Raw genomic sequence first — 26444 nt, 5'->3', positions numbered from 1 at the left:
TTTTTTGCTGTTGCTCGAGGTCTTCGTCACAGCCAGACTAAACCCATGACTTCTACGCCGGGCGTAACCAGGCCCGCACTCCTGGCCGACACCGTCTTACTGGTCAGTGGCGGCTCGCAAGGCGTCGGCGCCGGAATCGTACGCGCCGCAGTCCGTGAGGGCGCTCAGGTGGCTTTCACCGGCCGACGCCCGGACGTCGGAAAGGCTCTCGAGACAGAACTTCCGGGAACTCACTTCATCGAAGCCGATGTGGCACAAACGGATTCCGCGCTCGACAGCGTGGCCGAGACGATCTCTCACTTCGGCCGCGTGGATGCTCTGGTCAATTCCGCCGGGCTCACTTCACGCGGAACGCTGCTCGACACCACCGAAGAACTCTTCGACCAGCACATCGCGGTGAACCTTCGCGGTCCGTTCTTCACGATGCAGGCAGCAGTCAAAGACATGCGCGAGCGTGCGGTCCCCGGGTCCATCGTCAACATCATCTCCACGTCCGAACTCGGCGGGCAGCCGTATCTCGCGCCGTACGTGGCAGCGAAGGCCGGGCTGGCGGGGCTGACCCGCAACGCCGCCCATGCGCATCGCTGGGATCGTATCCGGATCAACGGTCTCGACATCGGGTGGACACAGACCGAGGGTGAAGACCTCACGCAGAGAGCTTTTCACGACGCTGGTGACGACTGGCAGGAACGCGCGGGCAGCACCCTCCCCATGGGCAAGCTCGGACAGGTCGACGAAATCGCCGACTTCGTCGTCTTCCTGCTCTCCGATCGCAGCGGAGTCGTGACGGGTTCGATCATCGACTGGGACCAGAACGTCTTCGGAGGGCTGGACTGATGGGCGCTCGCATCGGAGTCGTCGGCCTCGGACGAATCGGCAGCTACCACGCCCGAAATCTACTGACGCTAAACGGCGTCGACGCACTGGTTGTCACCGATGTCGACGCACGTCGAACCTCGGACGTGGCAAGCGAACTCGACGTGGAGTCCGCTGCCGATCCCGACGCGCTTCTAGCGTCAGGCATCGACGGCGTTCTGATCGCCGCGCCGTCGAGTTCACATGCCGAATTGATCGAAGCCGCTGTTCGCCTGGACATCCCGACGTTCTGCGAAAAGCCGGTAGCCGACTCCATCGAATCCTCCGTTCGTGTACTCGCGACTGCCGAGCAGACGTCGGTACCAGTCCAGATCGGATTTCAGCGCCGATTCGACCCGTCATTTGTGGCGGCGTACGACGCGGTTCGATCTGGAGAACTCGGTTGGATCCACACTCTCCGATCGACCACCCTCGACCCCGCTCCCCCGCCGATCTCGTACATCGAACACTCAGGCGGCATCTTCCGCGACTGCTCGATCCACGACTTCGACATCGTACGGTGGATCAGCGGCCGCGAAGTCACCACTGTTTTTGCCACCGGCTCGAATCAGGGTGATCGCGGGATCGCCGATGCCGGTGACGTCGACACCGCCGCAACGGTTCTCACTTTCGAAGGCGGAACCATCGCGGTCGTGTCGAATACCCGCTACAACGGCCGCGGCTACGACTGCCGACTCGAGGTACTCGGCTCGGCGGACTCCGTCGTTGCCGGGCTGGACGACCGCTTGCCACTCCGCTCTCTCGACCCCGAAACATCGTTCCCCTCGAAGGAGCCGTACACGTTCTTCATGGACCGCTTCACGTCCGCCTACCGTGCGGAACTCGAAGCATTCCTCGGCGTTGTCGCCGGGCGTCGGGAATCACCGTGCACGCCCGCAGATGCGGTCGAGTCGGCCTGGATCTCCGAAGCTGCAACGCACTCTCTGCGCGAGGGTCGGCCCGTCACGATCACCGAAGTCAAAGATCTGTTCCTTCACGACAAGAATGAGGCACACACATGAGCACTCCTCGCATCGCCGGCGCACCGATCTCCTGGGGCGTGTGCGAAGTCCCGGGCTGGGGCTACCAGCTCGACCCTGCGCAAGTCCTCCGGGAAATGCGCGAAGTCGGTCTGGCGGCAACGGAAATCGGACCGGAGGGCTTTCTGCCGACTGCACCCGCCGAAATGGCCAAGGTGCTCGCGGATCACGATCTGAGCGCAGTCGGCGGGTTCGCACCGGTACTGCTGCATGATCGCGATCATGATCCGGTTCCCGGCATCTCCCCCATCCTCGATGGTTTCGTCGCCTCGGGTGCCGAAGTTTTGGTCCTGGCCGCCGCGACGGGTTCCGACGGCTACGATTCACGTCCGGAACTGGACGAGCAGAGTTGGAAAACCCTGCTACACAATCTCGATCGCCTCACCGACGCCGCGGCCGAGCGCGGAATCAGGGCAGTTGTCCACCCTCACGTCGGAACGATGATCGAGCAGCGCGACGAGGTCCTGCGAGTGCTCGACGGCTCGGCCATCCCCCTGTGCCTGGACACCGGCCACCTGTTGATCGGCGGCACCGATCCGGTCGACCTGGCGCGTCAGGCTCCCGAGCGCATCACCCACGTGCATCTCAAGGACGTCGACGATGCCCTCGCATCACGCGTTCGCAGTGGTGAGCTCACCTACACCGACGGCGTGAAGGCGGGAATGTACCGTCCACTCGGTGGCGGCGACGTCGACATCGCCGGTGTCACAGCCATATTGCAGCGCCACGGTTTCGACGGGTGGTACGTGCTCGAGCAGGACACCATTCTGGCCGAAGCGCCGTCGGACGAGGGACCGGTGCGCGATGTGCGAGCGAGCGTCGAGTATCTGCGGTCGGTTCTGTGACACCTACCCCGCTGCGGATAGGCATTCTGGGAGCCTCACGCATCGCCGAGAACGCGATGATCAAACCTGCAACGGCCACCGGGCACCGCCTGGTGGCCGTTGCCGCACGCGACCCCGAGCGGGCCAGAGCCTATGCGGCCCAGCATGGGATCGAACGGGTGGTCGGTTCGTACGCCGAGCTGATCTCGGATCCGGAGGTGGACGTCGTCTACAACGCGCTGCCCAACAGCCTGCACGGTCCGTGGAATCTCGCCGCCGTTCGGGCCGGCAAGCACGTGCTGACTGAGAAACCGTTTTCGAGCAACGCGGTGGAAGCGCGTGCTGTAGCCGAGGCAGCGCGCGTGAGCGGAGTGACGCTGCTCGAGGGGTTCCACTACCTCTTTCATCCGGTGAACCGGCGCCTGCTGGATGTGGTTCGGAGCGGCACAGTCGGCGCGGTCACTCGGGTGGAAACCGTACTGCGGATGCCCACACCATCCGAGAACGACCCGCGGTGGGAGCTCGCATTGGCAGGCGGGTCACTGATGGACCTGGGCTGCTACGGGTTACATGCTTCCCGGACGCTGAGTGACGTCTGTGGCGGTGCGCCAGTGGTGACCGGGACCCGCCACGAGGAATACGCTCCGGGGGTCGATTCGTGGTTCGACATCGAACTCGAATACCCCAGCGGCGCCACGGCATCCGTGGTGACCACGATGTTGGACGAGCGGTATCACTTCACCTTCCGAGTATTCGGCACTGAAGGAGACGTCCTGGTGCACAACTTCCTGCAGCCGGACATCGACGACCGTGTCTCCGTCACGGCCGGTGGGCGCACGAGCGTCGAGCATCTGGGCACGAAGTCGTCGTACACCTATCAACTCGAAGCGTTCGCCGATCATCTGTCCGGGGTCTCGGCGCTGCCGATCGGGCCGGGCGACGCGGTAGCCAACATGACGATGATCGACGAGGCGTACATGCATTCCGGTCTCGGGGTTCGGCCGACGACCATCCTGTGACGAAACGACTACAGCCTCGGTTCGATTCGAACCGAGGCTGTAGTCGCGAGGTTTTGATCTAGCGGCGAAGCTCGTGGGTCAGCGTCTCGAGCTCGTCACCGCCCGCCATCTCCTTGGTCAGTTCTTCGAGTGAGATGTCGTCGTACTTGGCGTCGAGCTTCTGCCTGCCTCGGTTGAGGAGCACGAAGTGATCGCCGACCATGTACGCGTGGTGCGGATTGTGCGTGATGAAGATGACGCCGAATCCCTGTTCCTTGGCAGCGGTGATGTAGCGCAACACCATTCCCGACTGTTTGACGCCGAGCGCTGCTGTCGGCTCGTCGAGAATCAGCACGCGCGCGCCGAAGAAGATGGCGCGGGCGATGGCAACACACTGACGCTGACCGCCCGAGAGACTACCGATCGGTGCGTCGACGTCAGGTAGTTCGATGCCCATCTTCGACAGTTCCGAAAGAGTCGTCGCGCGCATGGCGTTGGCGTCGAGCGACTTGATCAGACCGCCCTTGCGCAGTTCCTGCCCGAGGAAGAAGTTGCGCCACACCGGCATCAACGCAACGACGGCGAGGTCCTGATAGACCGTCGCGATGCCTTTGCCGAGAGCTTCTTTCGGCGAGTGGAACGTTGTCGGTTCACCGTCGACGAGTAGTTCACCTTCGCTCTGTTGGTGCAGACCGGCGATGATCTTGATCAGCGTGGACTTGCCTGCGCCGTTGTCACCGAGCACGCCTGTTACTTCACCCGCACCGACGCGCAGGTTGATTCCCTTGAGCGCGATGATGTTTCCGTATTGCTTACCGACGTCCTTGAGCTCGATCAGTGGCACGTTGCCGCCCGAGTTCGAGAGAGCGGGAACTTCAGCTGTGGTACTCATGTGTCACCTTTTCGCAGCGTAGTTGCGGAATGCGTTGTTGGCGATGACCGCGAAGAGCAGCATGGCGCCGAGGAAGAACTTGAACCAGTCCGGGTTCCAGCCTGCGTAGACGATGCCCTGGTTGGTCATACCGAAGATGAATGCACCGATCGCAGCGCCGATCGCGGTTCCGTAACCACCGGTGAGCAGGCAACCGCCGATGACTGCGGCGATGATGTACAGGAACTCGTTACCGACACCCTGACCGGACTGAACGGTGTTGAACGAGAACAGCAGATGCATGCCCACGAACCAGGCAGCAAAGCCGACGGTCATGAACAAACCGATCTTGACTGCGGTCACCGGCACACCGATCGCGCGGGCACTGTCCTGATTGCCGCCGACCGCGAAGATCCAGTTGCCGATCTTGGTCTTGAACAAAACAAATGTTGCAATCGCGGTGAACAGCAGCCACCACACGACCGTGATCTTGACGGACACCCCGAAGACCGAGAACGACGACGCGAATACCTTTTTGGCGGAATCGAATCCAGCCATGTCGGAGACGCTGGGTGTGGCCACCTGACCACTCACGAGCTTGGTGACGGCCAGGTTGATACCGGTCAACATCAGGAAAGAACTCAAGGTGATGAGGAAGCTGGGAATCTTCGTCTTCATGACGAGGTAGCCGTTGAAGAATCCGACGGCGAGCGAGACGACCAGCGCCAGAATCGCGCCCACCCACAGGTTGAGGTGCAGGTTGTAGGCGATCATCGACGCGGCGAGCGAGGACGTGGTGACTGCGACGCCGGCGGAGAGGTCGAACTCGCCGCCGATCATGAGCAGGGCGACCGCGCAAGCCATGATGCCGATCGTGGAGCTGGAGTAGAGCACTGTCGCAAGCGCTTCCGGCGTACGGAACGGTGCCGCGACGATACAGAAGAAGATGAAGATGGCGATGGCGCCGACAAGTGAACCCATCTCCGGGCGGAGCAGCAGACGCTGAATGCGCTTTTGCTCCTTCACCCGTTCATCGGTCACGACTTTATGGGCGGCAAGGTCGAGATCTGCCTGAGTGGACATGATTTCCCTTCCGTGCTGGACAGGCGCACGGAGGGCGGACTCTCAGCCCTCCGTGCGCCCGGATCAGCGAGTTCCGTTCTTGGCGTACTCGGCGACCGAGTCGATGTTGGTGTTGTCGATGAACGCGGGTCCGGTCAGGGTGGGCAAGCCACCACCGATCACGTTGCCGTTGTTGAGGTAAAGCCACAGCGAATCGATGGCGAGGTAGCCCTGCAGGAAGGGTTGCTGGTCCACTGCCCACTGCACGTCACCGGATTTGATAGCGTCGACGAGCGCCGCGTTGGTGTCGAAGGTGACGACCTTCGCCTTGCTGCCCGCATTGCCGACCGACGTCACGGACGTCAATGCGAACGGCGCACCGAGCGCGAGAACTCGATCGATTGCCGGGTCCTGTTGAAGTTTCGCGGTGATGGTCGACTCCACCGACGGCATGTCCTTGCCGTTGACGTTGAGAATCTCCGTCGTTCCCTTGAACGACTTCTTCACACCGGCGCACCGTGATTCGAGGCTCACGTTGCCCTGCTCCTGAATCACGCACAGCACCTTGGTGGCACCTTCGGTGTTGAGTCGCTCGCCGGCAGCTTCACCGGCAATCGACTCGTCCTGACCGAAGTACTCCTTGACGCCCATGTCCTTCCAGGTTTCGAGGCCCGAGTTGAGGGCGACCACCGGAATGCCCGCGGCGGTGGCACTTTGGACCGCTGCAACCATGGCGTCGGGCTTCGCGAGCGTGACGGCGATCCCGTCGACCTTGCTGTCGATCGCACTCTGAACCAAGTTGGCCTGGTTCGGTGCCTCGGGATCGGCGGAGTACCGAAGTTCGATGTTGTCCTTGGCCGCTGCGGTTTCGGCGCCCTTGCGCACCAGATCCCAGAACGTGTCACCGGGAACTTCATGGGTGATCATCGCAATGGTGGCGCGGGGCGTGTCCGCCGTACCCGCGCCCATTCCGGATCCGGAAGAATCCGGCTTACCGCCGGTGCTGGAACAGGCGGCCAGACCCAAGACCACGACTGAGGCTCCGGCCAGTACGGCAACGCTCTTGCGTCCCGTGAGAAACGACATGTGAACTCCCTCTCGACATCAACCAACGGCCCGCGAACGGATGGTGCTCGGTTGTATGTGAAAGATGTAATACCCGTCACAGTCGAATGTCAATAGTTTGTTCTGACATTAGGACTGCTTATCAAAGACCGGACAACCTAGTTTAGGTCGAAACGCCAGGTCAACGCCCTACGAGTCCAGTTGAACCTCGAACTACAAGTTGTGGTTGCGCGACTATGTCCCTGCCCAAGAGTCCACTTCCGGCGTCGAGACGTTCGGAGATTCGCTCCACCGCGGCGCCACCCAGAAACGCCGTGTCCTGCCCGACACTGGTCAGATCGATGTGCGCCAAACCTGCCAATGCACTGTTGTCGAATCCGATCACGGAGACGTCGCCGGGCACCGAGACTCCCGCACGCAAGAAGACGTCCAGGACTCCTAGCGCGCAACGATCGTTGAAAGCGAAGACCGCACCGGGAATCCCTTGTTCGACCATCGACCGCGCGGCGTCCGCGCCGAACTCCTCCGTGAGGCCGCCGGGAAGTATCCGCGATTCCAGTCCGGCCGCCCGCATGGCCTTCCGGTAGCCCTGACGCCTCTCCTGGGCGCCCGGACCGCGTCCGCCGTCGACATGGACAATCGAGCGGTGCCCGAGTCCGACGAGATGATTCACGGCCATCACGGCGCCCGCCTCGTCGTCCGTGCGGACAACGTCCACATGTACTGAGGGCATCTTCCGGGCGAGCACGACGACGGGAACCTTGGCCGCCAGGTCGACGATCTCCGATTCCGGCGCCTGCGAACCCAACAGCAAGATCGCCTCGCATCGGTCGTCGAGCAGGGTGCACACGGCGCGCGAGCCGGGCCTGCGGTCCGAGACGGCACTGAGAACGACGTCGTAGCGCAAGCGTTCGGCTGCGTCGTAGATCTCGTCGAGCAGCTCCGCGTGAAAGGTTTGCGCGGCAACATAACTGACACCGATCAGGCGGCTGCGATGCTGGCGCAGCAGTCGCGCCGCGTTGTCGGGTCGATAGCCGAGTTCGTCCGCGGCCGCCTTGACCCGTACCCGCGTCGCATCGCTGGCACCCGGGACATCGCGAATGACGATGGACACCAGTGCGCGTGACACACCGGCCAGGTCTGCTACGTCTTGCAAGGTGGGGCGTCGACTGTTCACCTCCACAGACTAGATCGTTCCAGCGAATACACGCCGAAACGTTGACGCACGAGGCAACCAGCGCTTTACTGGCATGGACTAGAACGATCTAGTTCCTCATCCTCACTCCGAACGGAGCCCCCATGTCTGCCTCTGTTGCAGTCGGTCTGATCGGCGCTGGATGGATCGGCCGTTTCCACGGCGAGTCCGTCGCGCTGCGTATCCCCGGCACCCGTCTCGTCGCCGTCGCCGATCCTGCGCCCGGCGCTGCGGCGTCGTTGATCGAACGTGTCAGTCCCGACGCCCGCGCGTACACCGACGCCCTTGAGCTGATTGCCGATCCGACCGTCGAAGCGGTGCTCATCAGTACGCCCGCATCAACTCACACCGATCTCGTGGTAGCAGCAGCGGAGGCAGGCAAGCATGTCTTCTGCGAAAAGCCGATGGCATTGACGCTCGAGGACGCCGATCGCGCAATCGGCGCATGCGCCGCGAACAATGTTGCGCTGCAGGTCGGTTTCAACCGGCGCTTCGCCGCCGACTTCGCCGCGGCACACGACGTGATCACCTCCGGTGGGATCGGGACACCGCAGCTACTTCGCTCTCTGACTCGCGATCCGGGAATCACCGCCGACGTCGCCTCTCGAGTCAAGCCGTGGACCATCTTCAACGAGACACTGATTCACGACTTCGACGCCCTGCTCTGGCTCAACCCGGGGGCACGCGTCGTCGAGGTGTTCGCGCAGGCCGATGCTCTCGTCCATCCGCAGTACAAGGAGCAGGGGTACCTCGATACGTCGATGGTTCAGTTGCGGTTCGACAACGGCGCCTTCGCGTCGGCCGAGGCCAACTTCCAGGCCACCTACGGTTACGACGTTCGCGGCGAGGTTTTCGGTTCCGGTGGAATGGTGAGTGCAGGCGAGGTCACGCGGACCGCGATGCGTCATTACAGCTCACCGGGCGTTCGGGCCGACACACCTCGGGTGAACATCGAACTGTTTCACGACGCCTATGTTGCCCAGCTGGCGCACTTCGCAGACTGCATCCGCTCCGGCAGCGCGCCGTCGGTCGACGGTCTCGATGCTCGCAACGCCCTGGAAATCGCACTGGCTGCAAAAGAATCCGTGGAAACCGGACTGCCCGTATCGCTGCTGTCGGTGCCGCAGTGAGCCCCTTCGATTTGGCGGTCTCTGCCGAGATGACGTTCACCGAACTCCCTGTCGTCGAACGCATTCGGCGGATCTCGGAGGCGGGGTTCGCAGCCGAGATCTGGAGTTGGCAAGACAAGGACCTCGATGCCCTGGTCGCCACCGGGGCTCGGTTCTCCTCGATGACCGGCTATCTTCACGGCGATTTGTTCGACGAAGCGGGCAGCGCCGAACTCGTACGTACAGCGGCGCTATGCCTCACGCCGGCAGCGAAACTCGGCGTTCCTCGGCTGAACTTCCATACCGGCGAGCTGATCGACGGACAGGCCGCGCGCCCGCAGTATCGAACTACGGGAGCGATGTGGCTGACGGCCCAACGCGCTCTCGAGAAGATCGCGCGACTGGGTGAAGACGCCGGAGTCGTCTTCTGCCTCGAGAATCTCAATACGATCGTCGATCACCCTGGCGTACCGATGGCCCGAGCCAAAGACACTCTGGCACTGGTGGAATCCGTCTCACACCCCAATCTCAAGATGATGCTCGACCTCTACCACGCACAGATCGGCGAAGGAAACCTCATCGAACTCGTGCGGCGTTGTGGTGACAACATCGGGGAGATTCAGGTGGCCGACGTACCCGGCCGATGCGAACCCGGAACCGGCGAGATCAACTACCCAGCCATCGCACGCGTTCTCGCCGAGCAGGGTTACACCGGCACGATCGGATTGGAGGGCTGGGCATCCGGAGACAGTGACACCGCACTCACTGCTTTCCGGAACGCCTTCACTCTCTAACTCTCACCCAGGAACGTGATCCCGTCGTAGCGCGCAGATTTTCCGTCACCGGTCGAGTCCACGGGGAGCGCCTCCTGAGGTCTTTTTGATGGATTTCAGGGGTAGTTTCGATGGCTTTTCCTTGGCAGTCTTTGAGTCACAGCACATCGTGAACTCCGCAGGAAGGCCCCCGAATGACTCCAGCACTGACCGACCACACCGTGCCGTTCGCGGGTAGGTTGCACCGAGAAGATTGCAACATCGAAGACTTCGCCGCTCTGGTCGCACACGAGACAGACCCCGTCGATTACCCGTACGCCCATTCGGTGGCCGACGGCGTTCTTCTCTACCGCTCGGATGCTCTGGTCGACAAATTGTCGAATCCTAAAATCCGGGCGGAGATTCAGGACGAGATCGCCCGCGCGTTACTCACCGGTCCAGGCATCACGGTCTTCCAAGGCGCGTTCGACGCGGAGGTATTGGATCGCGCCAGTGCGGTCTTCCGTGAACTCATTGCGCGCCAACACGAATCCGGCGCGACGTCCGGGGATCACTTCGCCAAACCCGGAGCCAATGACCGGATCTGGGGAGCACAACTGAAGTTGGCGCTCGAAGATCCCAAGGCTTACGTCGACTACTACGCAAACAGCATTGTCGCATTAGCTTCGGAAGCCTGGCTCGGCCCCATGTATCAGGTGACGTCGGACGTCAACGTCGTCAATCCCGGTGGCGCCGCACAGAATCCACATCGCGACTACCACCTCGGTTTCATGTCGAGCGACGTCGCTGCGAAGTTCCGAGCGCACGTTCATCGCTTGACCCCTGCCCTCACCTTGCAAGGTGCAGTCGCCCATGTGGACATGCCGGTCGAGACGGGCCCGACGAAATATCTGCCGTACTCCCAACAATTCGAATCCGGATACCTCGCGTTCGAGCGTCCCGAGTTCAAGGAGTTCTTCGAGGCCAATTACGTCCAATTACCTTTGGAGAAGGGAGATGCCGTCTTCTTCAACCCTGCACTGTTCCACGCCGCCGGCCACAACAAATCCGCCGACGTCCTGCGCATGGCAAATCTTCTTCAGGTGTCGTCAGCCTTCGGTCGCGCCCTCGGAACCATTGACCGGGACGCGCTCGTCAACGCGATCTATCCGGCACTGCTCGCCCTCAGCGAAGCAGGTTCCGACGAGTCCGTTCGCTGTGCCGTCGCCGCCTCGGCCGAGGGCTACGCCTTCCCGACCAATCTGGACCGAGACCAACCGATCGACGGCCTCGCGCCTCAGACGCAGGCCGAACTAGTGATGGAGGCGGTTCGCGAGCGGATCTCGCCTGACCTTCTGGCCGAGTTGCTGAAGGCACAGTCCGAGAGACGAATGGCCTGAGGGACGACAGCGCTGACGAGACTTGGACCGCCCAATGCCGGTCAGTCGGTACGCTCGTGGCATGGGGTGGGACTTGTTAGTGCTGTTCGCCATGATCGGCCCGTTGGCGGTGTTCGGGTGGGCGGCTGTTCGGGCAAGGCGCCGCGGGCTTGGGCGGGTCGTTCGTCGGGCCGTTTCAGGAGATGTTCGATCCCGGTGCGGCGCGAGCACAGACTGTCGTCGAACAGATCGCGGAACTTCCGGATCCTGCGGACTCCGGCGACCCGGACAACGACGACGATGTGCCGTACACAGTCGCCTACGAGGGTGTTCGGCTCCACATCAACCCCGGTAAGGCTCGACAGCGCGGAGGCGACGGGACCACCAAGCGAGCTCAGTGAAAGTCGGACCGGATACAACGCGAGGGAGAACTGGTTCAGTCAGGGCCGGCGAAGTTGATAGGTGACACCGTTCTCCAACTCATCTGAGCTGAAGGACTCCGGAGAGAAGTGGCCCAAGCTCACCTCATAGTTTCTCTGGTTTGCGGGGACGGCATCAAAATGTGCGGAGTAGGAGCAGGTGCTCATTCCGTCGGGAAGTTGATCGATTGCCTCGACCTCGAGTGCCGACCTTGTGGATGCAGCGCCGCTGCCCCCGAAAATCTGAATCTGGTCGTTCGGAGCAACACGAATCATGTCGATCACGCACTCTCCAGAGACCGTCTCGGCCTGCTCTGCCTGACCGGTCACCGTTATCGTGGCGGCAAAGGTTTTCGGTACATCGACATTGGTCGTGCAGCTTGTCAGCATCAGCGCTCCCACAGAGCCCGCTGCCGCAGCCGCAACCTGTGCTGACCTTCGCCTCATAGTCGTCAACGGTAGTGCGTCCGAGTCGCCACGGTGCTCGGTTGCCGAATCCGAAGAGTCACACGGGGCCCGTCGCCGGCCGGCCGGCCGAACCACGTGGACAGCTGAGTATCCAACTCCGCCTGCGAATCCCCGACCCATGCCACATGACCGTCCGGCCGAAGCAGGACAGCCGGAGCGTTCAATTCAGTGCTTGTGTCAACGATGTGGTCGGCGCGATCGCTCCAACCATCGACGGACAGTTGGCCACCCTGGTCGAGAAGAAGTCCGCGGCCGGATCGCATCAGGTCGTACAGGTTGCCGCGCGTCAACGCGATGTTCCGCAGCCGCCGACCGAGTAGGTCGTCACCTTCGCCGAAGTCGTAGCGAATCGAGATCGCAGTGATCTTCTCGGTCAGATAGCGCTTGACGTCTTCGAATTCCATCAGCTCGGAGATCAAGCGCCGCAAGGCTTGTGGACCGGCAGCGGTGGAGATCAGCTCCGCCTGCGCGCGCGTGTTGTCGAGAACGTCGGCAGCCACCGGACGCCGTTCCGATTCGTACGTGTCGAGCAGGCCGTCCGGTGCCCAGCCGTTGAACTCGGCGGCGAGCTTCCAGCCGAGGTTGAAGGCATCTTGGACACCGAGATTGAGGCCTTGTCCGCCCATCGGTGGGTGGATGTGTGCGGCATCGCCGGCGAGGAACACCCGGTCGCGCCGGTAGTGCTCCGCCAGACGGGTGGCGTCACCGAAGCGCGAGAGCCACCGCGGTGAGTGCACACCGAAGTCGGTGCCCGCAATGGCCAGTAGCTGTTGCTTGATGTCGTCGAGGGTGGTGGGAACCGCGCGACCGTCGGCAACTTCGGCCGCAGGTACCACGACGCGAAAAGCACCATTGCCGGTGGGACCAACTCCGAATCGTTTGTGCGTTTCCCGGATTTCGGCGACAACGGCGGCCAGTTCACCAGCCGGCATGGTCACGTCCATTTCGCCGATCAACGTGTCGGCGCTCGACGGCTCGCCGGGAAACCCGACGTCGATCAGCTTCCGAACAGTGCTGCGGCCGCCGTCGCAGCCCACGAGATAACGCGCGTGAAGTGTTGTGCCGTCGGACAATTCCGCTGTGACGCTATCGGTATCTTGACGGATCGCGACGACGCGCTTCCCTCGCTGAATGTCCGCACCGACTTCGGTGGCATGTTCGGCAAGAATCCTGTCGATCTCGGGCTGAGGAATGCCCAGTACGTACCCGTGCGCAGTATCGAGGTGCGCCGGTGCCGGTTTGCTGATCCCCGCGAAGAATCCACCGAGCGGATACTTGCGGCCGTGCGCGAGGAACTTGTCCAGCAACCCGCGCTGCTCCATGATTTCGATGCTGCGCACATGGATGCCGAGGGCACGGACGAACTGAGTCGGCTCCTCGTCCTTGTCCACGACGACGACATCGACGCCCTGCAGCCGGAGCTCACCTGCCAGCATCAATCCAGTTGGTCCAGCACCGACAATGATGACGTCACTCATGCGATCCCCTCCTTCGGGCAAGGCTTTTGCTTGCTCGCAGCAGACGAGTGTGCACCATCACCGGGGCCTTGCCGCAAGCCCCGGGTCCCGCGTTATGATGAAGGTGGCGGAAGACGCTTCATCAGCGCACCAACACCACAGCACCCGTATCGCGTGGGAGCCGCCAACTCTCGATCACCGTCGGCACCAGCATGGCCCCGAGAACACCCAGCGTCAGAGAAAACGGCACTCCGCCGCTCAGATCCTCCGACTCCGCCAACGGTGTACAGAGCGTGATCACCAAAGCGGACAGTGCAATACCCAGACCGGACGCCAACTCTTGCAGCGTTGCATGCAGAGTATTGGCATCGGTCAGCTCACCCGAGTCGACGTCGGCGAACGCCAAGCTGTTGTACGCGGTGAACCCGATGGATCGCAACGCGCCACTGACAAACAGTGCGACAGCGATTACGACGTCCGGTGTCGTCGACGAGATCAGTACCAGCGCACCGAAGCACACCACCGACAGAACTCCGTTTCCCACCAGAACTAGTCTGATCCCGAATCTGCGCATGAGCGGAGTGGTGAGCGGTTTGATCGCGATATTCCCCGCGAACAGGGCCATCACCAGCAGACCGGCCTTGAACGCCGACATTTCGAATCCCACTTGGAACAACAACGGCAGCACAAACGGCACGCCCATGATCACGAGCCGGTACAGCGAGCCGCTCGACGCGACGAGCCGAAACGATCGAAGTCGGAGGACGCCGAGCGCGATGAGCGGATGATCCGACCGGACGAGGTGAATGACGGCCAAGCTCAACAAGATCAGAGCCGCAACGATCCCGAGGCCCACTCGTAGCCAGTCGGTTCCGGCACTGTGCACGTTGTCGAGCGCCACGACAAGCACTGCGACGCCTGCTCCGATCACCACCAATCCCAGCCAGTCGAGGCTCCGTTTCTGCGCCTCCCGAATGTCGGGCACCATGCGCAATGCCAGCAGAAACCCGACGATCCCGATCGGAACGTTGATCAGAAAGATCCAGCGCCACGAAGCGATCGACACGATGGCTCCACCCACAGCGGGCGCAAGAACCGGCGCTGTGAGCGCCGGCCACGTCAAGTAGGCGATAGCCCGTACGAGTTCCGCCTTCGACGTCACCCGCAATACTGCGAGCCGCCCCACCGGCACCATCATGGCGCCGCCTACCCCTTGTAAAGCACGCATTCCCACCAGCATCGGGAGGGAGGTGCTCAGTGCACATCCCACCGACGCCACCGTGAAAACGGCTATGGCAGAGATGAAGACACGTCGCGTTCCGAATCTGTCGGCCATCCATCCGCTCGCCGGGATCAGGACGGCCAACACCAGGAGGTACGAAGAAACGGCGACATTGACGTCGACGGCATCAACTCCGAAAGATTGGGCGATCGACGGCAGTGCCGTTGCGAGAATCGTCGCGTCCAGCATCTCCATGAACAGCGCTGCTGCCACGAGCAGCGCCAGTCCGCGGGGAAATGTCACTGCACCAGAGCCTTTCGGAGGAGCTGTCGATCAGCCGAGAGAAATCCAGCTGCCGGAGGTCACCGAGGCGACCATCGCGTCCAGAGCCTGTGCGGACGCGACTGCATCAGCGATGGTCGCGCCCTGCGGCGCTCCGTCCACGATCGAGGCGATGAAATTGCGGGCCTCGATCACTTTCAGGTCGTCGTAGCCCATCGCGTTGGCCGCGCCAGGCTGGAAGCGGCCGAACTCACCGGACTCGGGGCCGACCAGAACCGTCGTGACGGATTGGTCCTGGTACTTCGAGCCGAGGCTGGTGCCCAGTTCACCCATCCGGCGGTAGTCCCAGAACACGGCACCTTTCGTGCCGTGAATCTCGAATCCGTAATTGTTCTGCTCTCCCACGGCGACGCGGCATGCTTCGAGGGTGCACCGGCCACCCGACCCGAGGCGCAGCAGTGCGCTGACGAAGTCTTCGTTCTCGACAGCCCCCATCTCCCCACCGCTGGCCCGCGCATGTCCACTGGTAGCGGCGGACGGACGCGCACGCTCCGGGATGAAGATCGCAGTATCCGCAACGAGAGCGTCGACGTCACCGAGAAGATGACGAATCAGATCGATGCCGTGCGAAGCCAAGTCGCCCAGGACGCCGGCGCCGCCGCGCTCACGCTCGTATCGCCAACTCAAAGCACCTTCAGGGTGGGCCGCATAGTCGCTGAGGAAACGAAAACGCGAGTGCGTGATCGTGCCCAACTCCCCTGAGTCGATCAGGCTCTTTGCCAGGGCCACAGCCGGCGCGTTTCGGTAGTTGAAGCCGACGGTCGACTGCACACCGGCCTTCGAGACTGCTACGGCAACAGCTTTGGCGTCTTCCGTGGACAAGCCGACGGGCTTCTCGATCCAGATGTGTTTGCCGGCCTCTGCCATTGCGACGCCGATTTCACGGTGCAAGAAGTTCGGGGCCGTGATGCTCACCGCGTCGATGGCCGGATCGGCTGCGATATCGCGCCAATCCTGGGTGAAAGCTTCGAAACCGAACTGGTCCGCTGCTTCCTCCCCTCTGCCAGGCACCTCGTCGGCGACGGCGGCCAGGCGGATCACGGGAAGCTGCGGATAGTGCTGCCGCAGACGCAGATACGCCTGCGTGTGGACGCGGCCCATCCATCCGAATCCGGCAACTGCTACTGAAATGCCTGTCATGAGGCTCCGTTCGGGTCAAATGATCGAAGGATCGCAGAAATGCTGGGATCACAAATCACCCCCACTGACTCGGTCAGGCGGGTACTCGTGTCACCGGGATCGAGATCTAGCGGTCGACCACGGTGGTGTCGAAGTAGTAACGCGACGCTCGGTAGCAGTGGCTGCCGTACTCGACGGCGCTACCTGAATCGTCAAATGCAGTGCGGCTCATGGTCAAGAGGGCAGCACCCACTTTCTCGTCGAGCAATCCTGCTTCTTCGCGAGTCGCCGCCCGAGCGCCGATTCGCTGCCGCGCCACACGGATGTGAACGCCGCGAGTTCGCAAGGTTTGGTACAGCCCCTGCGTCTCCAACTCCTCGGGATCGGGTGCGATGTCCACCGGAATGTAATTGGTCATCACGGCAAGCGGTTCGCCGTTGGTGCTTCGCAGACGCCTGATGGTGGCCACTTCGGCGTCAGGTTCGAGGTTGAGTTCCGCGGCAACGTCCTCGGCGGGAACTCCCACCGTGAACTCGAGCAGCTTGGTCGTCGGCGCCTGGCCGGCCCTCGCAAGGTCGTCGAACAGGCTGGTGAGCTCGACCGGGCGGTGCACCGGACTTTGCACCACCTGAGTTCCGACTCCCCGCTTACGAACAAGTAGTCCCTTGTCCACCAGCTCCTGGATCGCGCGTCGAGTGGTCGGTCGTGAGAGATTGAGCCGTTTGGCCAACGCCAGTTCATTCTCGAAGCGATCACCTGGGGCAAGTTCGCCACCGAGAATAGCGCCCTCGATTGCCTGTGCCAGCTGAAAATACAGCGGCACCGGGCTCGAGCGGTCCAACTCGACGGCGAGTGCTGCGACCACGGCCAACTCCGATCTGTCTTGGGAAGGCGCCGTATCGACGCTACTTCTCTCGGCAGTGTATGCGAACACTAACATTCACTTGACCGCAAGTCATAATGTCCAGACAAACTATTGACAATCGCTGTGTCGCGGCGCACAGTTTCAGTCATACATCGGTGCCCTGCGTGGGCAACCCACCACGAACTCTCGGGAGTCAGTTTTGACAAGCATCAACACTCACCAGAGCGGGTCACACATCCCTGACACACCCTTCGACGTGCTTGCCATCGGCCGATCGGGTGTGGACATCTACCCACTTCAGACCGGTGTCGGACTCGAGGACGTCGAGACGTTCGGCAAGTTCCTCGGCGGCAGCGCAGCCAATGTCTCGGTGGCGGCCGCGCGCCTCGGTCGGCGAGCAGCACTGATCTCCGGCGTAGGCAGCGATCCTTTCGGGAAGTTCGTCACACGCGAGTTGGCACGTCTGGGCGTCGACAACAGGTTTGTCGTCACCAATTCCGAGTACCCGACACCGGTGACGTTCTGCGAGATCTTCCCTCCTGACGACTTTCCGCTGTACTTCTACCGCAAGCCGCATGCGCCCGATCTTCGGATCACCCCGGAAGACATCGACCTCGACGCCGTTCGAACAGCGTCCCTCTACTGGTCGACTGTGACGGGGCTGTCCGAAGAACCGAGTCGCAGTGCACACTTCGCGGCCTGGGAAGCCCGCGAACGACGCCCGCTGACGGTCCTCGATCTGGACTACCGCCCGATGTTCTGGTCGACGCCCCAGGAAGCAACCACTCAGGTGCAGCGCGCTCTGGCGCACGTGACAGTAGCCGTCGGAAACCGCGAAGAGTGCGAGATCGCGGTCGGTGAGACCAATCCGAACAAGGCCGCCGACGCGCTTCTCGACCTCGGCGTCGAACTGGCCATCGTGAAGCAGGGCCCGAAGGGCGTACTCGGCAAAACGCGAAAGCAGTCGATCACCGTGCCGCCCAACGCCGTCGACGTGGTCAACGGGCTGGGAGCAGGCGACAGCTTCGGCGGATCACTGTGCCACGGACTGTTGGCCGGGTGGCCGCTGGAGAAGGTACTGCGGTACGCCAACGCGGCCGGCGCGATAGTCGCAGCTCGGCTCGAATGCTCCACTGCGATGCCGACCGCCGAAGAAGTCCACGATCTCGCCGAAGCCACAGCCACGGAGGCAGTCAATGTCTGACAAGCTCGCCGCCCGCCCCCTCGCCACCACCTACGCCGAAGTGACGGAACTGCGTGCGAGCGATCCGCAGATCATCGAAAAGGCCTGGGCAGCGCGAACTCCTCGCGCCACTGTTCGAGGCAATGGTCGACTGATGATCGTCGCTGCCGATCACCCGGCCCGTGGGGCACTGTCTGTCGGTGGCAAGCCGACAGCGATGAACAGTCGTACAGATCTGCTCGACAGATTACGCACTGCGCTCGACAACCCCGGAGTCGACGGCGTTCTCGGCACCGCGGACATTCTCGACGATCTGCTCCTCCTCGGCGCCCTCGACGACAAGGTCGTCTTCTCGTCGATGAACCGCGGCGGCCTGGCAGGCGCAAGCTTCGAACTCGACGACCGCATGACGGGATACACCGCGGCGGGCACCGCGAAGTTCGGAATGAACGGCGGAAAGATGCTGCTACGCATCGCACTCGACGACGCGGGCACACTGCCCACCATGACGGCATGTGCCGAAGCCGTGGACGAACTGGCCGCGGCCGGACTGATCGCGATGCTCGAGCCGTTTCTCTCCAGTCGCGTAAACGGCAAGGTGGTCAACGATCTCAGCCCTGACGCCGTCATCAAATCCATCCACATCTCCCAAGGTCTCGGCTCCACCTCGGCGTACACGTGGATGAAACTGCCGGTCGTCGACGAGATGGAACGCGTCATGGATGCGACCACCCTCCCGACGCTCCTGTTGGGCGGCGATCCGCAGATCGCGCCGGAAGAAACGTACGCAAAGTGGGACGCTGCACTTCAGCTGCCGTCCGTGCGCGGACTGATCGTCGGACGCGCGCTGCTCTACCCACCCGACGGCGACGTCACCGCGGCCGTCGACACCGCAGTCAAGCTCGTCCACTAGAAGCGACCTGGCAGGAGCAAGATGTTCAGCAAGTACTACGTCCCCGCCGGATCGTCCGCCGACGGTGATTTCACGACAGTGGTCACGCCGGAGTCCGCCGGGTGGACCGAATCCAGCTTGTGGACACTCGAACTCGCCCCTGGCGCTGACGTCCACCTGCAGTCCGGCGATAACGAGATCATCGTCGTTCCACTGGCGGGTTCGGCCGTGGTTGTTGCCGAGGGGACGGAGATTCCCCTCACTGGCCGCGCATCGGTTTTCGACGGCCCGAGCGATTTCGCGTACGTCGGTCGCGACGCCGACTACTCGGTCAGCAGCGCTGACGGGGGCCGCTTCGCTCTGTGCGGAGCACGCGCCGGCGCAAAGCTCCCCCATCGATACGGTCCCGCATCAGGAGTTGCGGTCGAGCTCCGCGGTGCCGGGAACTGCAGCCGACAGGTTCACAACTTCGCCACCGCAGACACCTTCGAGGCCGACTCCATCATCGCGTGTGAGGTCATCACCCCCGGCGGGAACTGGTCGTCGTATCCCAGCCACAAGCACGACGAGAACAGCGACGTCGAATCGGCCCTGGAAGAGATCTACTACTTCGAGATCGACAGAAGCCCCACCGGGACCGAAGGTTTCGGCTACCACCGCGTGTACGGAACCGCCGAGAGACCTATCGAAGTGCTCGAGGAAGTCCGCTCGGGCGACGTCGTTCTCGTGCCGCACGGCTATCACGGCCCGTCCATCGCAGCGCCGGGCCACCACATGTACTACCTCAATGTCATGGCAGGTTCGGGCGAGATCCGGGCGTGGAACATCTGTGACGATCCGCAACACACCTGGCTACGTGGAAGCTGGGATCACCAGGACATCGACCCTCGACTGCCGTTGCAGTCCCACAACTGACGGAAGTGAAAGCTGTGGCACCCACCAATAACGCAACCGGCAATCGTCCACCTCGCGACGAGCCGACCGTATACCTCACCGTTTCTCAAGCTGTCGTCCGCTTCCTCGCCAACCAGTACACCGAACGCGACGGCCAGCGCACCAAGCTGTTCGCCGGCTGCTTCGGAATCTTCGGGCACGGCAACGTCGCCGGACTGGGGCAGGCACTCTTGCAGGCCGAGATCCAGGATCTCGACGCCGGCCGTGAGCCGACACTCCCCTACGTGCTCGGCCGCAATGAACAGGCGATGGTGCACTCGGCTGTCGCGCACGCCCGCATGAAGGACCGCCTGCAGACGTGGGCGGTCTCGTCCAGCGTCGGCCCCGGTGCCACCAATATGATCACCGGCGCGGCACTGGCCACCATCAATCGTCTACCTGTATTACTCCTTCCCGCAGACACTTTCGCGACCCGCGCCAGCGCCCCCGTCTTACAGGAACTCGAACTCCCGTCGAGCGGCGACGTCACAGTCAACGACGCTTTCAAACCGGTCTCACGATACTTCGATCGGGTATGGCGCCCGGAGCAGTTGCCGAGCGCTCTGCTCGCCGGGATGCGCGTTCTCACTGATCCCGTCGAGACCGGCGCAGTCACCATCGCCATCCCGCAGGACGTGCAGGCCGAGGCTTTCGACTGGCCCGAGTCCTTCTTCGCCGAGCGAGTCTGGCACGTGGCCCGCCCGCTCCCCGAACGATCGGTGATCGAACGCGCCGCCGCGATCATCCGCTCGGCTCGCAAGCCACTGATCGTCGCCGGCGGCGGCGTGATCTACAGCCAGGCCAGCGACTCTCTATCAGCGTTCTGTGCGCAAACCGGAATCCCCGTGGGGCAGAGCCAGGCGGGGAAGGGTTCATTGGTCTACGACCATCCACAATCCGTCGGGGCGGTGGGGTCCACCGGCACTACGGCTGCAAACGCACTGGCCACCGAGGCTGACGTCGTCATCGGTATCGGCACGCGGTACAGCGATTTCACGAGCGCGTCCCGCACCGCGTTCACCAATCCCGACGTTCGCTTCGTCAACATCAACGTCGCATCACTGGACTCCGTGAAGCAGGGCGGAGTCAGCGTTGTCGCCGACGCACGTGAGGCACTCGACGCGCTGGCACTTGCACTGAACGACTACCGGGTGGACGACGAATACGCGTCCAGGATCGGTGACCTCGCTCGCGATTGGGATGCGATCGTCGAATCCGTCTACAACCCAGCCGAACCCGCTGCCGACGGGTCACTGAATCAGAATCAGGTGATCGGCCTGGTCAACACACTGTCCGATCCACGTGACGTCGTGGTGTGCGCTGCCGGGTCCATGCCGGGTGACCTCCACAAGCTGTGGCGAACCCGTGATTCCAAGGGGTATCACGTCGAATACGGGTACTCGTGCATGGGATACGAAGTTGCCGGCGGTCTAGGCGTCCGCATGGCGTGCCCCGATCGCGACGTGTTCGTGATGGTCGGAGACGGTTCCTATCTGATGATGGCCACCGAATTGGTCACCGCCGTACAGGAACGCCTCAAGGTCATCGTCGTCCTGGTGCAGAATCACGGATTTGCCTCCATCGGTTCACTGTCCGAGTCGCTGGGTTCCCAGCGCTTCGGCACGCAGTACCGCTACCGCTCGAATGACGGACGTCTCGACGGAGGGGTTCTCCCGGTCGATCTGGCCGCGAACGCTGCCAGCCTCGGTGTCGACGTCATCCGCGCCAACACCGCTGCCGAGTTCGCCGACGCGATCAAGGTTGCCAAAGCAAGCGACACCAGCACCGTCATCCACGTCGAAACCGATCCGCTGATCGGCGCCCCGGACAGCGAATCCTGGTGGGATGTACCGGTATCGGCCACCTCCGAACTGGAGTCCACCAAGAAGGCACGGACAACTTACGAGTCCTGGAAGAAGATCCAGCGACCGTACCTCCGTCCATCCGAATGAAAATTCCGCACAACCACACCCCATAAAGCTTGCCCGCGAAAGGAATCTAGACATGAGCGCAATTCGCGTCGGATCAGCCCCCGACTCCTGGGGCGTGTGGTTTCCGGACGATCCACAGCAGACCCCTTACACACGATTCCTCGACGAGGTATCCGCGTCGGGATACGAATGGATCGAACTCGGCCCGTTCGGATACCTTCCGACCGATCCAGCCAAGTTGACGGACGAACTCGGCGCCCGCGGCCTGAAGCTTTCGGCCGGTACCGTTTTCGAACACCTGCACCAGGACGATTCCTGGGATGCCGTCTGGAATCAGATCAAGGACGTCGCCAAGTTGACCGCAGCCGTCGGCGGCAAGCACGTGGTGGTCATCCCTGAGATGTGGCGCGACCCTTCCACCGGAGCGGTACTCGAAGACCGCAATCTGACGCCCGAGCAGTGGCGTAAGAAAACCGACGGCATGAACGCTCTCGGGAAGGCAATGCTCGAGGAGTACGGCGTCATGGCGCAGTACCATCCTCATGCCGACAGTCACGTCGACATCGAAGACAACGTCTACAAGTTCCTCGAAGGGACCGACGAGCGTTTCGTGAATCTGTGTCTCGACACCGGCCACATCAGCTACTGCGGCGGCGACAATCTCGCAATTATCAACAAACATCCGGAGCGCATCGGGTACCTACACCTCAAACAGGTGGATCCGGCGATAGTCGCCAAGGTTGAGGCGGAGGACCTGCCGTTCGGTGAGGCCGTCAAACTCGGTGCCATGATCGAACCGCCGCGCGGAATCCCCGACATGCCGCCGCTTCTGGAGGCCATCGAGAAGCTCGGCATCGACGTGTTCGCGATCGTCGAGCAGGACATGTATCCCTGCCATCCCGACACACCGCTGCCCATCGCAGCGCGCACTCAGAAATACCTGTCCACCTGTGGCGTCCCCGCCGTCCGTTTCAACTGAGCAACACAATCGAGGAGTACCACCGCATGTCTGACAACCAGGATCTCCGGATCGCAGTGCTCGGCGTCGGCATCATGGGGGCCGATCACGTCGACCGCATCACCAACAAAATCGGCGGTGCCCGCGTCACCGTCGTCAACGACTACTCTCTCGCCCGCGCCGAGGAAATCGCAGCACTGACGCCAGGGGCGCGCGTCGTCGTCGATCCGTTCGATGCCATCGCAGCCGAGGACGTCGACGCCGTTGTTCTCGCAACCCCGGGCCCGACCCATGAGAAGCAGGTTCTTGCCTGCCTCGAAGCGGGCAAGCCTGTTCTCTGCGAAAAGCCGCTGACCACCGACGCGGACAGTTCGCTCACGATCGTCAAAGCCGAAGCAGCGCTGGGAAAAAGACTGATCCAGGTTGGTTTCATGCGCCGGTTCGACCACGAATACACCCAGCTCAAGGATTTGATCGACAGCGGCGATCTCGGTCGCCCTCTCGTTGTGCACTGCGCTCACCGCAATCCTGCGGTTCCGAACGGCTTCGACAGTGCGATGATCGTCAAGGACTCACTCGTCCACGAGGTCGACGTGACACGATTCCTGCTCGACGAAGAGATCACCTCGGTGCAGATCATCCGACCGGCCGCGAATTCGCTTGCTCCCGAGGGCATTCAAGACCCACAGATCGCGATATTCGAGACCGAGTCCGGCAGACACGTCGACGCCGAGGTGTTTGTCACCACCGGAGTTGCCTACGAGGTGCGCACCGAAGTTGTCGGCGAACTCGGAAGCGCGATGATCGGACTCGACGTGGGACTGATCCGAAAGACCAAGCCCGGCAACTGGGGTGGGCAGATCACCCCAGGATTCCGCGAACGCTTCGGGCAGGCCTACGACACCGAGTTCGCCCGGTGGATCAAGGCAGTGAAGACGGGCGCCGGCACCGGCAACTACATCGACGGACCAGGTGCTTGGGACGGGTACGCCGCGGCCGCTGTCTGCGCCGCCGGTGTGAAGTCTCTGGAGACGGGTCAGCGCGTCGTCGTGGACATGGTTGCGCGCGACTCTGTGGCCGGAGCTTAGCGATGAAGGTCGCACTCGACCCCACACCTTTCCATCACGATTACTCACTACTCGAGCTACCCCGAGTTGTTGCCGATCTCGGGTACGAGTACCTGCAGCTCACACCGCACGTCGACATGATCCCGTTCTTCAATCACCCGAAAGCCGACGACGCGCTCGTCACCGAGTTCCGGAAGGCCTGCGCGAGTGCGGGAGTCGGCATCGCGTCGGTGCTCCCGGTCCTTCGGTGGTCCGGCCCGGACGAGGACGCTCGCGAAGCAGCCGTGCGCTACTGGAAGCGGGCCATCCAGATCACGGTCGATCTCGGTGTCAACGTCATGAACACCGAATTCTCCGGCCGCCCCGAAAAGGCCGAAGAGTCCGAGCGTGCGTTCTATCGTTCGATGGAGGAACTGGTTCCGATCATCGAACGCGAGGGAATCGACGTCCTGATCGACCCCCACCCGGACGATTTTGTCGAAGACGGACTAGCCGCGATCCGCACGATCCGTGGTGTGAACTCCAAGAACCTCGGCATGGTGATCGTGGCGTGCCACCAATTCCACATGGGTGGGGACCTTCCCGCCATCATGGAGGCCGCCGGCGACATGGTCCGACTCGTTCACGTGGCGGACACCATGGATCATCACCGTTCCCACGGACTGCGCTACATCACCAACCCGCCAGGCAATGCCGTTCGAGTGCATCAGCATCTCAAAATCGGTGACGGAGACGTCAACTGGGACGAATTCTTCGGCGGTCTCGGCAAACTCGGCTTCCACGAACGTGAGAACACCGTGATGGTGTCGAGCGTCTTCGCCGAGAACGAAAACGCGCACGAGGTTTCCCGGTACCAGCGCGAGACGATGAACGACTACGTCGCCAAGTACACCTCCCCGAACTCCTGAGTCACCAGACCACTAGGAAATACCATGACCAGCACTGATACTCGCGTCATCGCGCACTGGCTGGACGGCAAGCCGTTCGCCGGAACGTCCGAGGACACCGCCACCGTCACCAACCCCGCCACCGGACAGATCACCGGCCGACTGGCCCTGGCGAACCTCGAGGACGCCCGCGCTGTCATCGACGCGGCTGCCGCAGCCTTCCCCGCCTGGCGTGACACCTCACTGGCCCGGCGCACACAGGTACTGTTTAGCTTCCGCGAACTCCTCAATGCTCGAAAAGGTGAACTCGCCGAGATCATCACAGCCGAGCACGGCAAGGTTCTCTCCGACGCCCTCGGCGAAATCAGCCGCGGGCAGGAAGTTGTCGAATTCGCTTGCGGAATACCGCATCTCCTCAAGGGCGGATACACCGAGAATGCATCGACCAAGGTCGACGTCTACTCCATCCGCCAACCCCTCGGCCCCGTCGGCATCATCTCGCCCTTCAACTTTCCCGCGATGGTCCCCATGTGGTTCTTCCCGGTCGCCATCGCCGCCGGGAACACCGTGATTCTCAAGCCCTCGGAGAAGGACCCCACCGCGGCGATCTGGCTCGCCGAACTCTGGGCCGAAGCCGGTCTGCCCCCCGGCGTCTTCAACGTCCTCCAAGGTGACAAGCTCGCCGTCGACGAACTTCTGGAAAACAAAGCAGTCAAAGCGATTTCGTTTGTCGGATCCACCCCCATCGCCCAGTACGTCTATGCCACCGGCACCGCCAACGGCAAACGCGTGCAAGCACTCGGCGGCGCCAAGAACCACGCCATCGTTCTGCCGGACGCCGACCTCGACCTCGCCGCCGACGCAATGGTCAACGCGGGATTCGGCTCCGCGGGCGAACGATGCATGGCGATCTCCGCCCTGGTTGCAGTCGGCGACATCGCCGACGAACTGGTCGCCAAGATCGTCGAACGCACCACTCCCCTCGTCACCGGTGACGGCACCAAGAACTCCGACATGGGTCCGCTCGTCACCAAGGCCCATCGCGACAAGGTCGCGTCCTATGTCGATGCCGGGGAGAAGGACGGCGCCACCATCGTGGTCGACGGACGCACAGTTCAGGCCGACGGTGGACCGGACGGCTTCTGGCTCGGGCCCACCCTCATCGACCACGTCACCACCGACATGTCGATCTACACCGACGAAATCTTCGGACCTGTCCTCTCCGTCGTGCGTGTCGATACCTACGACCAAGCCCTCGAACTGATCAACAACAACCCGTACGGAAACGGCACCGCCATCTTCACCAACGACGGCGGCGCTGCCCGACGCTTCCAGAACGAGGTGGAGGTCGGCATGATCGGCATCAACGTCCCCATCCCGGTTCCCATGGCCTACTACAGCTTCGGCGGCTGGAAGAACAGCCTCTTCGGTGACACCCACGCTCACGGGACAGAAGGTGTTCATTTCTTCACGCGAGGTAAAGCCGTCACCAGTCGCTGGCTCGACCCCAGCCACGGCGGCATCAACCTCGGCTTCCCCGAAAACAGTTAG

The 26444-nt window shown here is 62.5% G+C and carries 25 protein-coding genes; 16 read left to right on the top strand and 9 right to left on the bottom strand.

Annotated elements, in window-relative coordinates; genetic code table 11:
- Positions 1-45: 45 nt before the first annotated feature.
- From M0639_RS10110 to M0639_RS10095, 4 genes are read left to right on the top strand one after another with little or no spacing between them, the layout of a single operon-like run.
- Positions 46-837 carry an SDR family oxidoreductase gene (locus tag M0639_RS10110; protein ID WP_003940964.1) on the top strand — a complete coding sequence of 264 codons (792 nt, stop codon included), beginning with the start codon at positions 46-48 and terminating at the stop codon, positions 835-837.
- Complete coding sequence (locus M0639_RS10105; RefSeq protein WP_042449644.1) at positions 837-1877, top strand: Gfo/Idh/MocA family protein; 1041 nt, start codon at positions 837-839, stop codon at positions 1875-1877. Before M0639_RS10110 ends, M0639_RS10105 begins: the two co-directional genes overlap by 1 nt.
- A complete protein-coding gene (locus tag M0639_RS10100) occupies positions 1874-2740 on the top strand; it encodes a TIM barrel protein (RefSeq protein WP_064074924.1) in 867 nt (288 codons plus the stop codon). The genes M0639_RS10105 and M0639_RS10100 overlap by 4 nt, the downstream gene beginning before the upstream one ends.
- The gene (locus M0639_RS10095) at positions 2737-3738 is read left to right on the top strand and encodes a Gfo/Idh/MocA family protein (protein WP_082893249.1); all 1002 of its coding nucleotides are present in this window, start codon (positions 2737-2739) and stop codon (positions 3736-3738) included. Before M0639_RS10100 ends, M0639_RS10095 begins: the two co-directional genes overlap by 4 nt.
- Before the next feature lie 58 nt (positions 3739-3796).
- Here M0639_RS10095 and M0639_RS10090 read toward each other — a convergent pair whose 3' ends face one another.
- The 4 genes from M0639_RS10090 to M0639_RS10075 form a co-directional block, all read right to left on the bottom strand.
- Positions 3797-4609: an ATP-binding cassette domain-containing protein gene (locus tag M0639_RS10090; protein ID WP_007727336.1), complete on the bottom strand. Its 813-nt coding sequence runs from the start codon at positions 4607-4609 to the stop codon at positions 3797-3799.
- Positions 4610-4612: 3 nt separating this feature from the next.
- The gene (locus M0639_RS10085; RefSeq protein ID WP_003940759.1) at positions 4613-5671 is read right to left on the bottom strand and encodes an ABC transporter permease; all 1059 of its coding nucleotides are present in this window, start codon (positions 5669-5671) and stop codon (positions 4613-4615) included.
- A gap of 63 nt (positions 5672-5734) precedes the next feature.
- Positions 5735-6736 (bottom strand): substrate-binding domain-containing protein, encoded by a 1002-nt coding sequence (locus tag M0639_RS10080; protein WP_007727338.1) that lies wholly within the window; start codon positions 6734-6736, stop codon positions 5735-5737.
- A 160-nt stretch (positions 6737-6896) separates the two neighbouring features.
- Complete coding sequence (locus M0639_RS10075; RefSeq protein WP_064074923.1) at positions 6897-7898, bottom strand: LacI family DNA-binding transcriptional regulator; 1002 nt, start codon at positions 7896-7898, stop codon at positions 6897-6899.
- A gap of 116 nt (positions 7899-8014) precedes the next feature.
- Between M0639_RS10075 and M0639_RS10070 the strand changes: the two genes are divergently transcribed.
- The 4 genes from M0639_RS10070 to M0639_RS10055 all read left to right on the top strand — a co-directional run bounded on the left by M0639_RS10070 (position 8015) and on the right by M0639_RS10055 (position 11551).
- Positions 8015-9040, top strand: a complete 1026-nt coding sequence (locus M0639_RS10070; RefSeq protein WP_007727343.1) for a Gfo/Idh/MocA family oxidoreductase — start codon at positions 8015-8017, stop codon at positions 9038-9040.
- Positions 9037-9813 (top strand): TIM barrel protein, encoded by a 777-nt coding sequence (locus M0639_RS10065; protein WP_080726629.1) that lies wholly within the window; start codon positions 9037-9039, stop codon positions 9811-9813. The genes M0639_RS10070 and M0639_RS10065 overlap by 4 nt, the downstream gene beginning before the upstream one ends.
- Positions 9814-9986: 173 nt before the next feature.
- Positions 9987-11171, top strand: coding sequence for a phytanoyl-CoA dioxygenase family protein (locus M0639_RS10060; protein ID WP_064074922.1), 1185 nt, complete (start codon positions 9987-9989; stop codon positions 11169-11171).
- A gap of 149 nt (positions 11172-11320) precedes the next feature.
- Positions 11321-11551, top strand: coding sequence for a hypothetical protein (locus tag M0639_RS10055; protein ID WP_231915040.1), 231 nt, complete (start codon positions 11321-11323; stop codon positions 11549-11551).
- A 39-nt stretch (positions 11552-11590) separates the two neighbouring features.
- Here M0639_RS10055 and M0639_RS10050 read toward each other — a convergent pair whose 3' ends face one another.
- The 5 genes from M0639_RS10050 to M0639_RS10030 form a co-directional block, all read right to left on the bottom strand.
- Positions 11591-12016 carry a hypothetical protein gene (locus M0639_RS10050; RefSeq protein WP_231915039.1) on the bottom strand — a complete coding sequence of 142 codons (426 nt, stop codon included), beginning with the start codon at positions 12014-12016 and terminating at the stop codon, positions 11591-11593.
- 5 nt (positions 12017-12021) lie between these two features.
- Complete coding sequence (gene iri / locus M0639_RS10045) at positions 12022-13515, bottom strand: rifampin monooxygenase Iri (protein WP_064074921.1); 1494 nt, start codon at positions 13513-13515, stop codon at positions 12022-12024.
- Between the two features lie 121 nt (positions 13516-13636).
- Entirely contained in the window at positions 13637-15019 is a 1383-nt protein-coding gene (locus M0639_RS10040) for an MFS transporter (protein WP_081305327.1), read from the bottom strand.
- Between the two features lie 30 nt (positions 15020-15049).
- Positions 15050-16198, bottom strand: a complete 1149-nt coding sequence (locus M0639_RS10035; protein WP_021332507.1) for a Gfo/Idh/MocA family protein — start codon at positions 16196-16198, stop codon at positions 15050-15052.
- Positions 16199-16304: 106 nt separating this feature from the next.
- On the bottom strand, positions 16305-17042 hold the full coding sequence (locus tag M0639_RS10030) for a GntR family transcriptional regulator (protein WP_003941006.1): 738 nt from the start codon (positions 17040-17042) through the stop codon (positions 16305-16307).
- A 199-nt stretch (positions 17043-17241) separates the two neighbouring features.
- Here M0639_RS10030 and iolC point away from each other — a divergent pair, with 199 nt between their 5' ends.
- Genes iolC through M0639_RS09990 form a run of 8 tightly spaced genes read left to right on the top strand, consistent with a single transcriptional unit; the run spans position 17242 to position 26444 of the window.
- On the top strand, positions 17242-18246 hold the full coding sequence (gene iolC / locus M0639_RS10025) for a 5-dehydro-2-deoxygluconokinase (protein ID WP_197486200.1): 1005 nt from the start codon (positions 17242-17244) through the stop codon (positions 18244-18246).
- The gene (locus M0639_RS10020; RefSeq protein ID WP_021332504.1) at positions 18239-19138 is read left to right on the top strand and encodes a Cgl0159 family (beta/alpha)8-fold protein; all 900 of its coding nucleotides are present in this window, start codon (positions 18239-18241) and stop codon (positions 19136-19138) included. The genes iolC and M0639_RS10020 overlap by 8 nt, the downstream gene beginning before the upstream one ends.
- Positions 19139-19159: 21 nt before the next feature.
- The gene (gene iolB, locus M0639_RS10015; RefSeq protein ID WP_030535075.1) at positions 19160-20032 is read left to right on the top strand and encodes a 5-deoxy-glucuronate isomerase; all 873 of its coding nucleotides are present in this window, start codon (positions 19160-19162) and stop codon (positions 20030-20032) included.
- Between the two features lie 14 nt (positions 20033-20046).
- Positions 20047-22002: a 3D-(3,5/4)-trihydroxycyclohexane-1,2-dione acylhydrolase (decyclizing) gene (gene iolD, locus M0639_RS10010; protein WP_064074955.1), complete on the top strand. Its 1956-nt coding sequence runs from the start codon at positions 20047-20049 to the stop codon at positions 22000-22002.
- Between the two features lie 52 nt (positions 22003-22054).
- Complete coding sequence (locus tag M0639_RS10005; RefSeq protein ID WP_007727370.1) at positions 22055-22960, top strand: sugar phosphate isomerase/epimerase family protein; 906 nt, start codon at positions 22055-22057, stop codon at positions 22958-22960.
- A gap of 26 nt (positions 22961-22986) precedes the next feature.
- Positions 22987-24027 (top strand): Gfo/Idh/MocA family protein, encoded by a 1041-nt coding sequence (locus M0639_RS10000; RefSeq protein ID WP_007727372.1) that lies wholly within the window; start codon positions 22987-22989, stop codon positions 24025-24027.
- Between the two features lie 2 nt (positions 24028-24029).
- Positions 24030-24914, top strand: coding sequence for a sugar phosphate isomerase/epimerase family protein (locus M0639_RS09995; protein WP_064074920.1), 885 nt, complete (start codon positions 24030-24032; stop codon positions 24912-24914).
- Between the two features lie 24 nt (positions 24915-24938).
- Complete coding sequence (locus M0639_RS09990) at positions 24939-26444, top strand: CoA-acylating methylmalonate-semialdehyde dehydrogenase (protein WP_003941032.1); 1506 nt, start codon at positions 24939-24941, stop codon at positions 26442-26444.

It is taken from the genome of Rhodococcus qingshengii JCM 15477, assembly GCF_023221595.1.
GTDB classification, from domain to species: Bacteria; Actinomycetota; Actinomycetes; order Mycobacteriales; family Mycobacteriaceae; genus Rhodococcus_F; species Rhodococcus_F qingshengii.
The sequence above is the reverse complement of the archived record's forward strand: the minus strand, read 5'-3'. Positions and strand labels throughout refer to the sequence as shown.

Coding starts and splice junctions, on each gene's coding strand:
- M0639_RS10070 (WP_007727343.1), top strand. CDS start 8,015: ATGTCTGCCTCTGTTGCAGTCGGTCTGATCGGCGCTGGATGGATCGGC.
- M0639_RS10110 (WP_003940964.1), top strand. CDS start 46: ATGACTTCTACGCCGGGCGTAACCAGGCCCGCACTCCTGGCCGACACC.
- M0639_RS10085 (WP_003940759.1), bottom strand. CDS start 5,671: ATGTCCACTCAGGCAGATCTCGACCTTGCCGCCCATAAAGTCGTGACC.
- M0639_RS10050 (WP_231915039.1), bottom strand. CDS start 12,016: ATGAGGCGAAGGTCAGCACAGGTTGCGGCTGCGGCAGCGGGCTCTGTG.
- iolB (WP_030535075.1), top strand. CDS start 19,160: ATGTTCAGCAAGTACTACGTCCCCGCCGGATCGTCCGCCGACGGTGAT.
- M0639_RS10100 (WP_064074924.1), top strand. CDS start 1,874: ATGAGCACTCCTCGCATCGCCGGCGCACCGATCTCCTGGGGCGTGTGC.
- iri (WP_064074921.1), bottom strand. CDS start 13,515: ATGAGTGACGTCATCATTGTCGGTGCTGGACCAACTGGATTGATGCTG.
- M0639_RS09990 (WP_003941032.1), top strand. CDS start 24,939: ATGACCAGCACTGATACTCGCGTCATCGCGCACTGGCTGGACGGCAAG.
- M0639_RS10005 (WP_007727370.1), top strand. CDS start 22,055: ATGAGCGCAATTCGCGTCGGATCAGCCCCCGACTCCTGGGGCGTGTGG.
- M0639_RS10105 (WP_042449644.1), top strand. CDS start 837: ATGGGCGCTCGCATCGGAGTCGTCGGCCTCGGACGAATCGGCAGCTAC.
- M0639_RS10020 (WP_021332504.1), top strand. CDS start 18,239: ATGTCTGACAAGCTCGCCGCCCGCCCCCTCGCCACCACCTACGCCGAA.
- M0639_RS10000 (WP_007727372.1), top strand. CDS start 22,987: ATGTCTGACAACCAGGATCTCCGGATCGCAGTGCTCGGCGTCGGCATC.
- M0639_RS10090 (WP_007727336.1), bottom strand. CDS start 4,609: ATGAGTACCACAGCTGAAGTTCCCGCTCTCTCGAACTCGGGCGGCAAC.
- M0639_RS09995 (WP_064074920.1), top strand. CDS start 24,030: ATGAAGGTCGCACTCGACCCCACACCTTTCCATCACGATTACTCACTA.
- M0639_RS10080 (WP_007727338.1), bottom strand. CDS start 6,736: ATGTCGTTTCTCACGGGACGCAAGAGCGTTGCCGTACTGGCCGGAGCC.
- M0639_RS10060 (WP_064074922.1), top strand. CDS start 9,987: ATGACTCCAGCACTGACCGACCACACCGTGCCGTTCGCGGGTAGGTTG.
- M0639_RS10035 (WP_021332507.1), bottom strand. CDS start 16,198: ATGACAGGCATTTCAGTAGCAGTTGCCGGATTCGGATGGATGGGCCGC.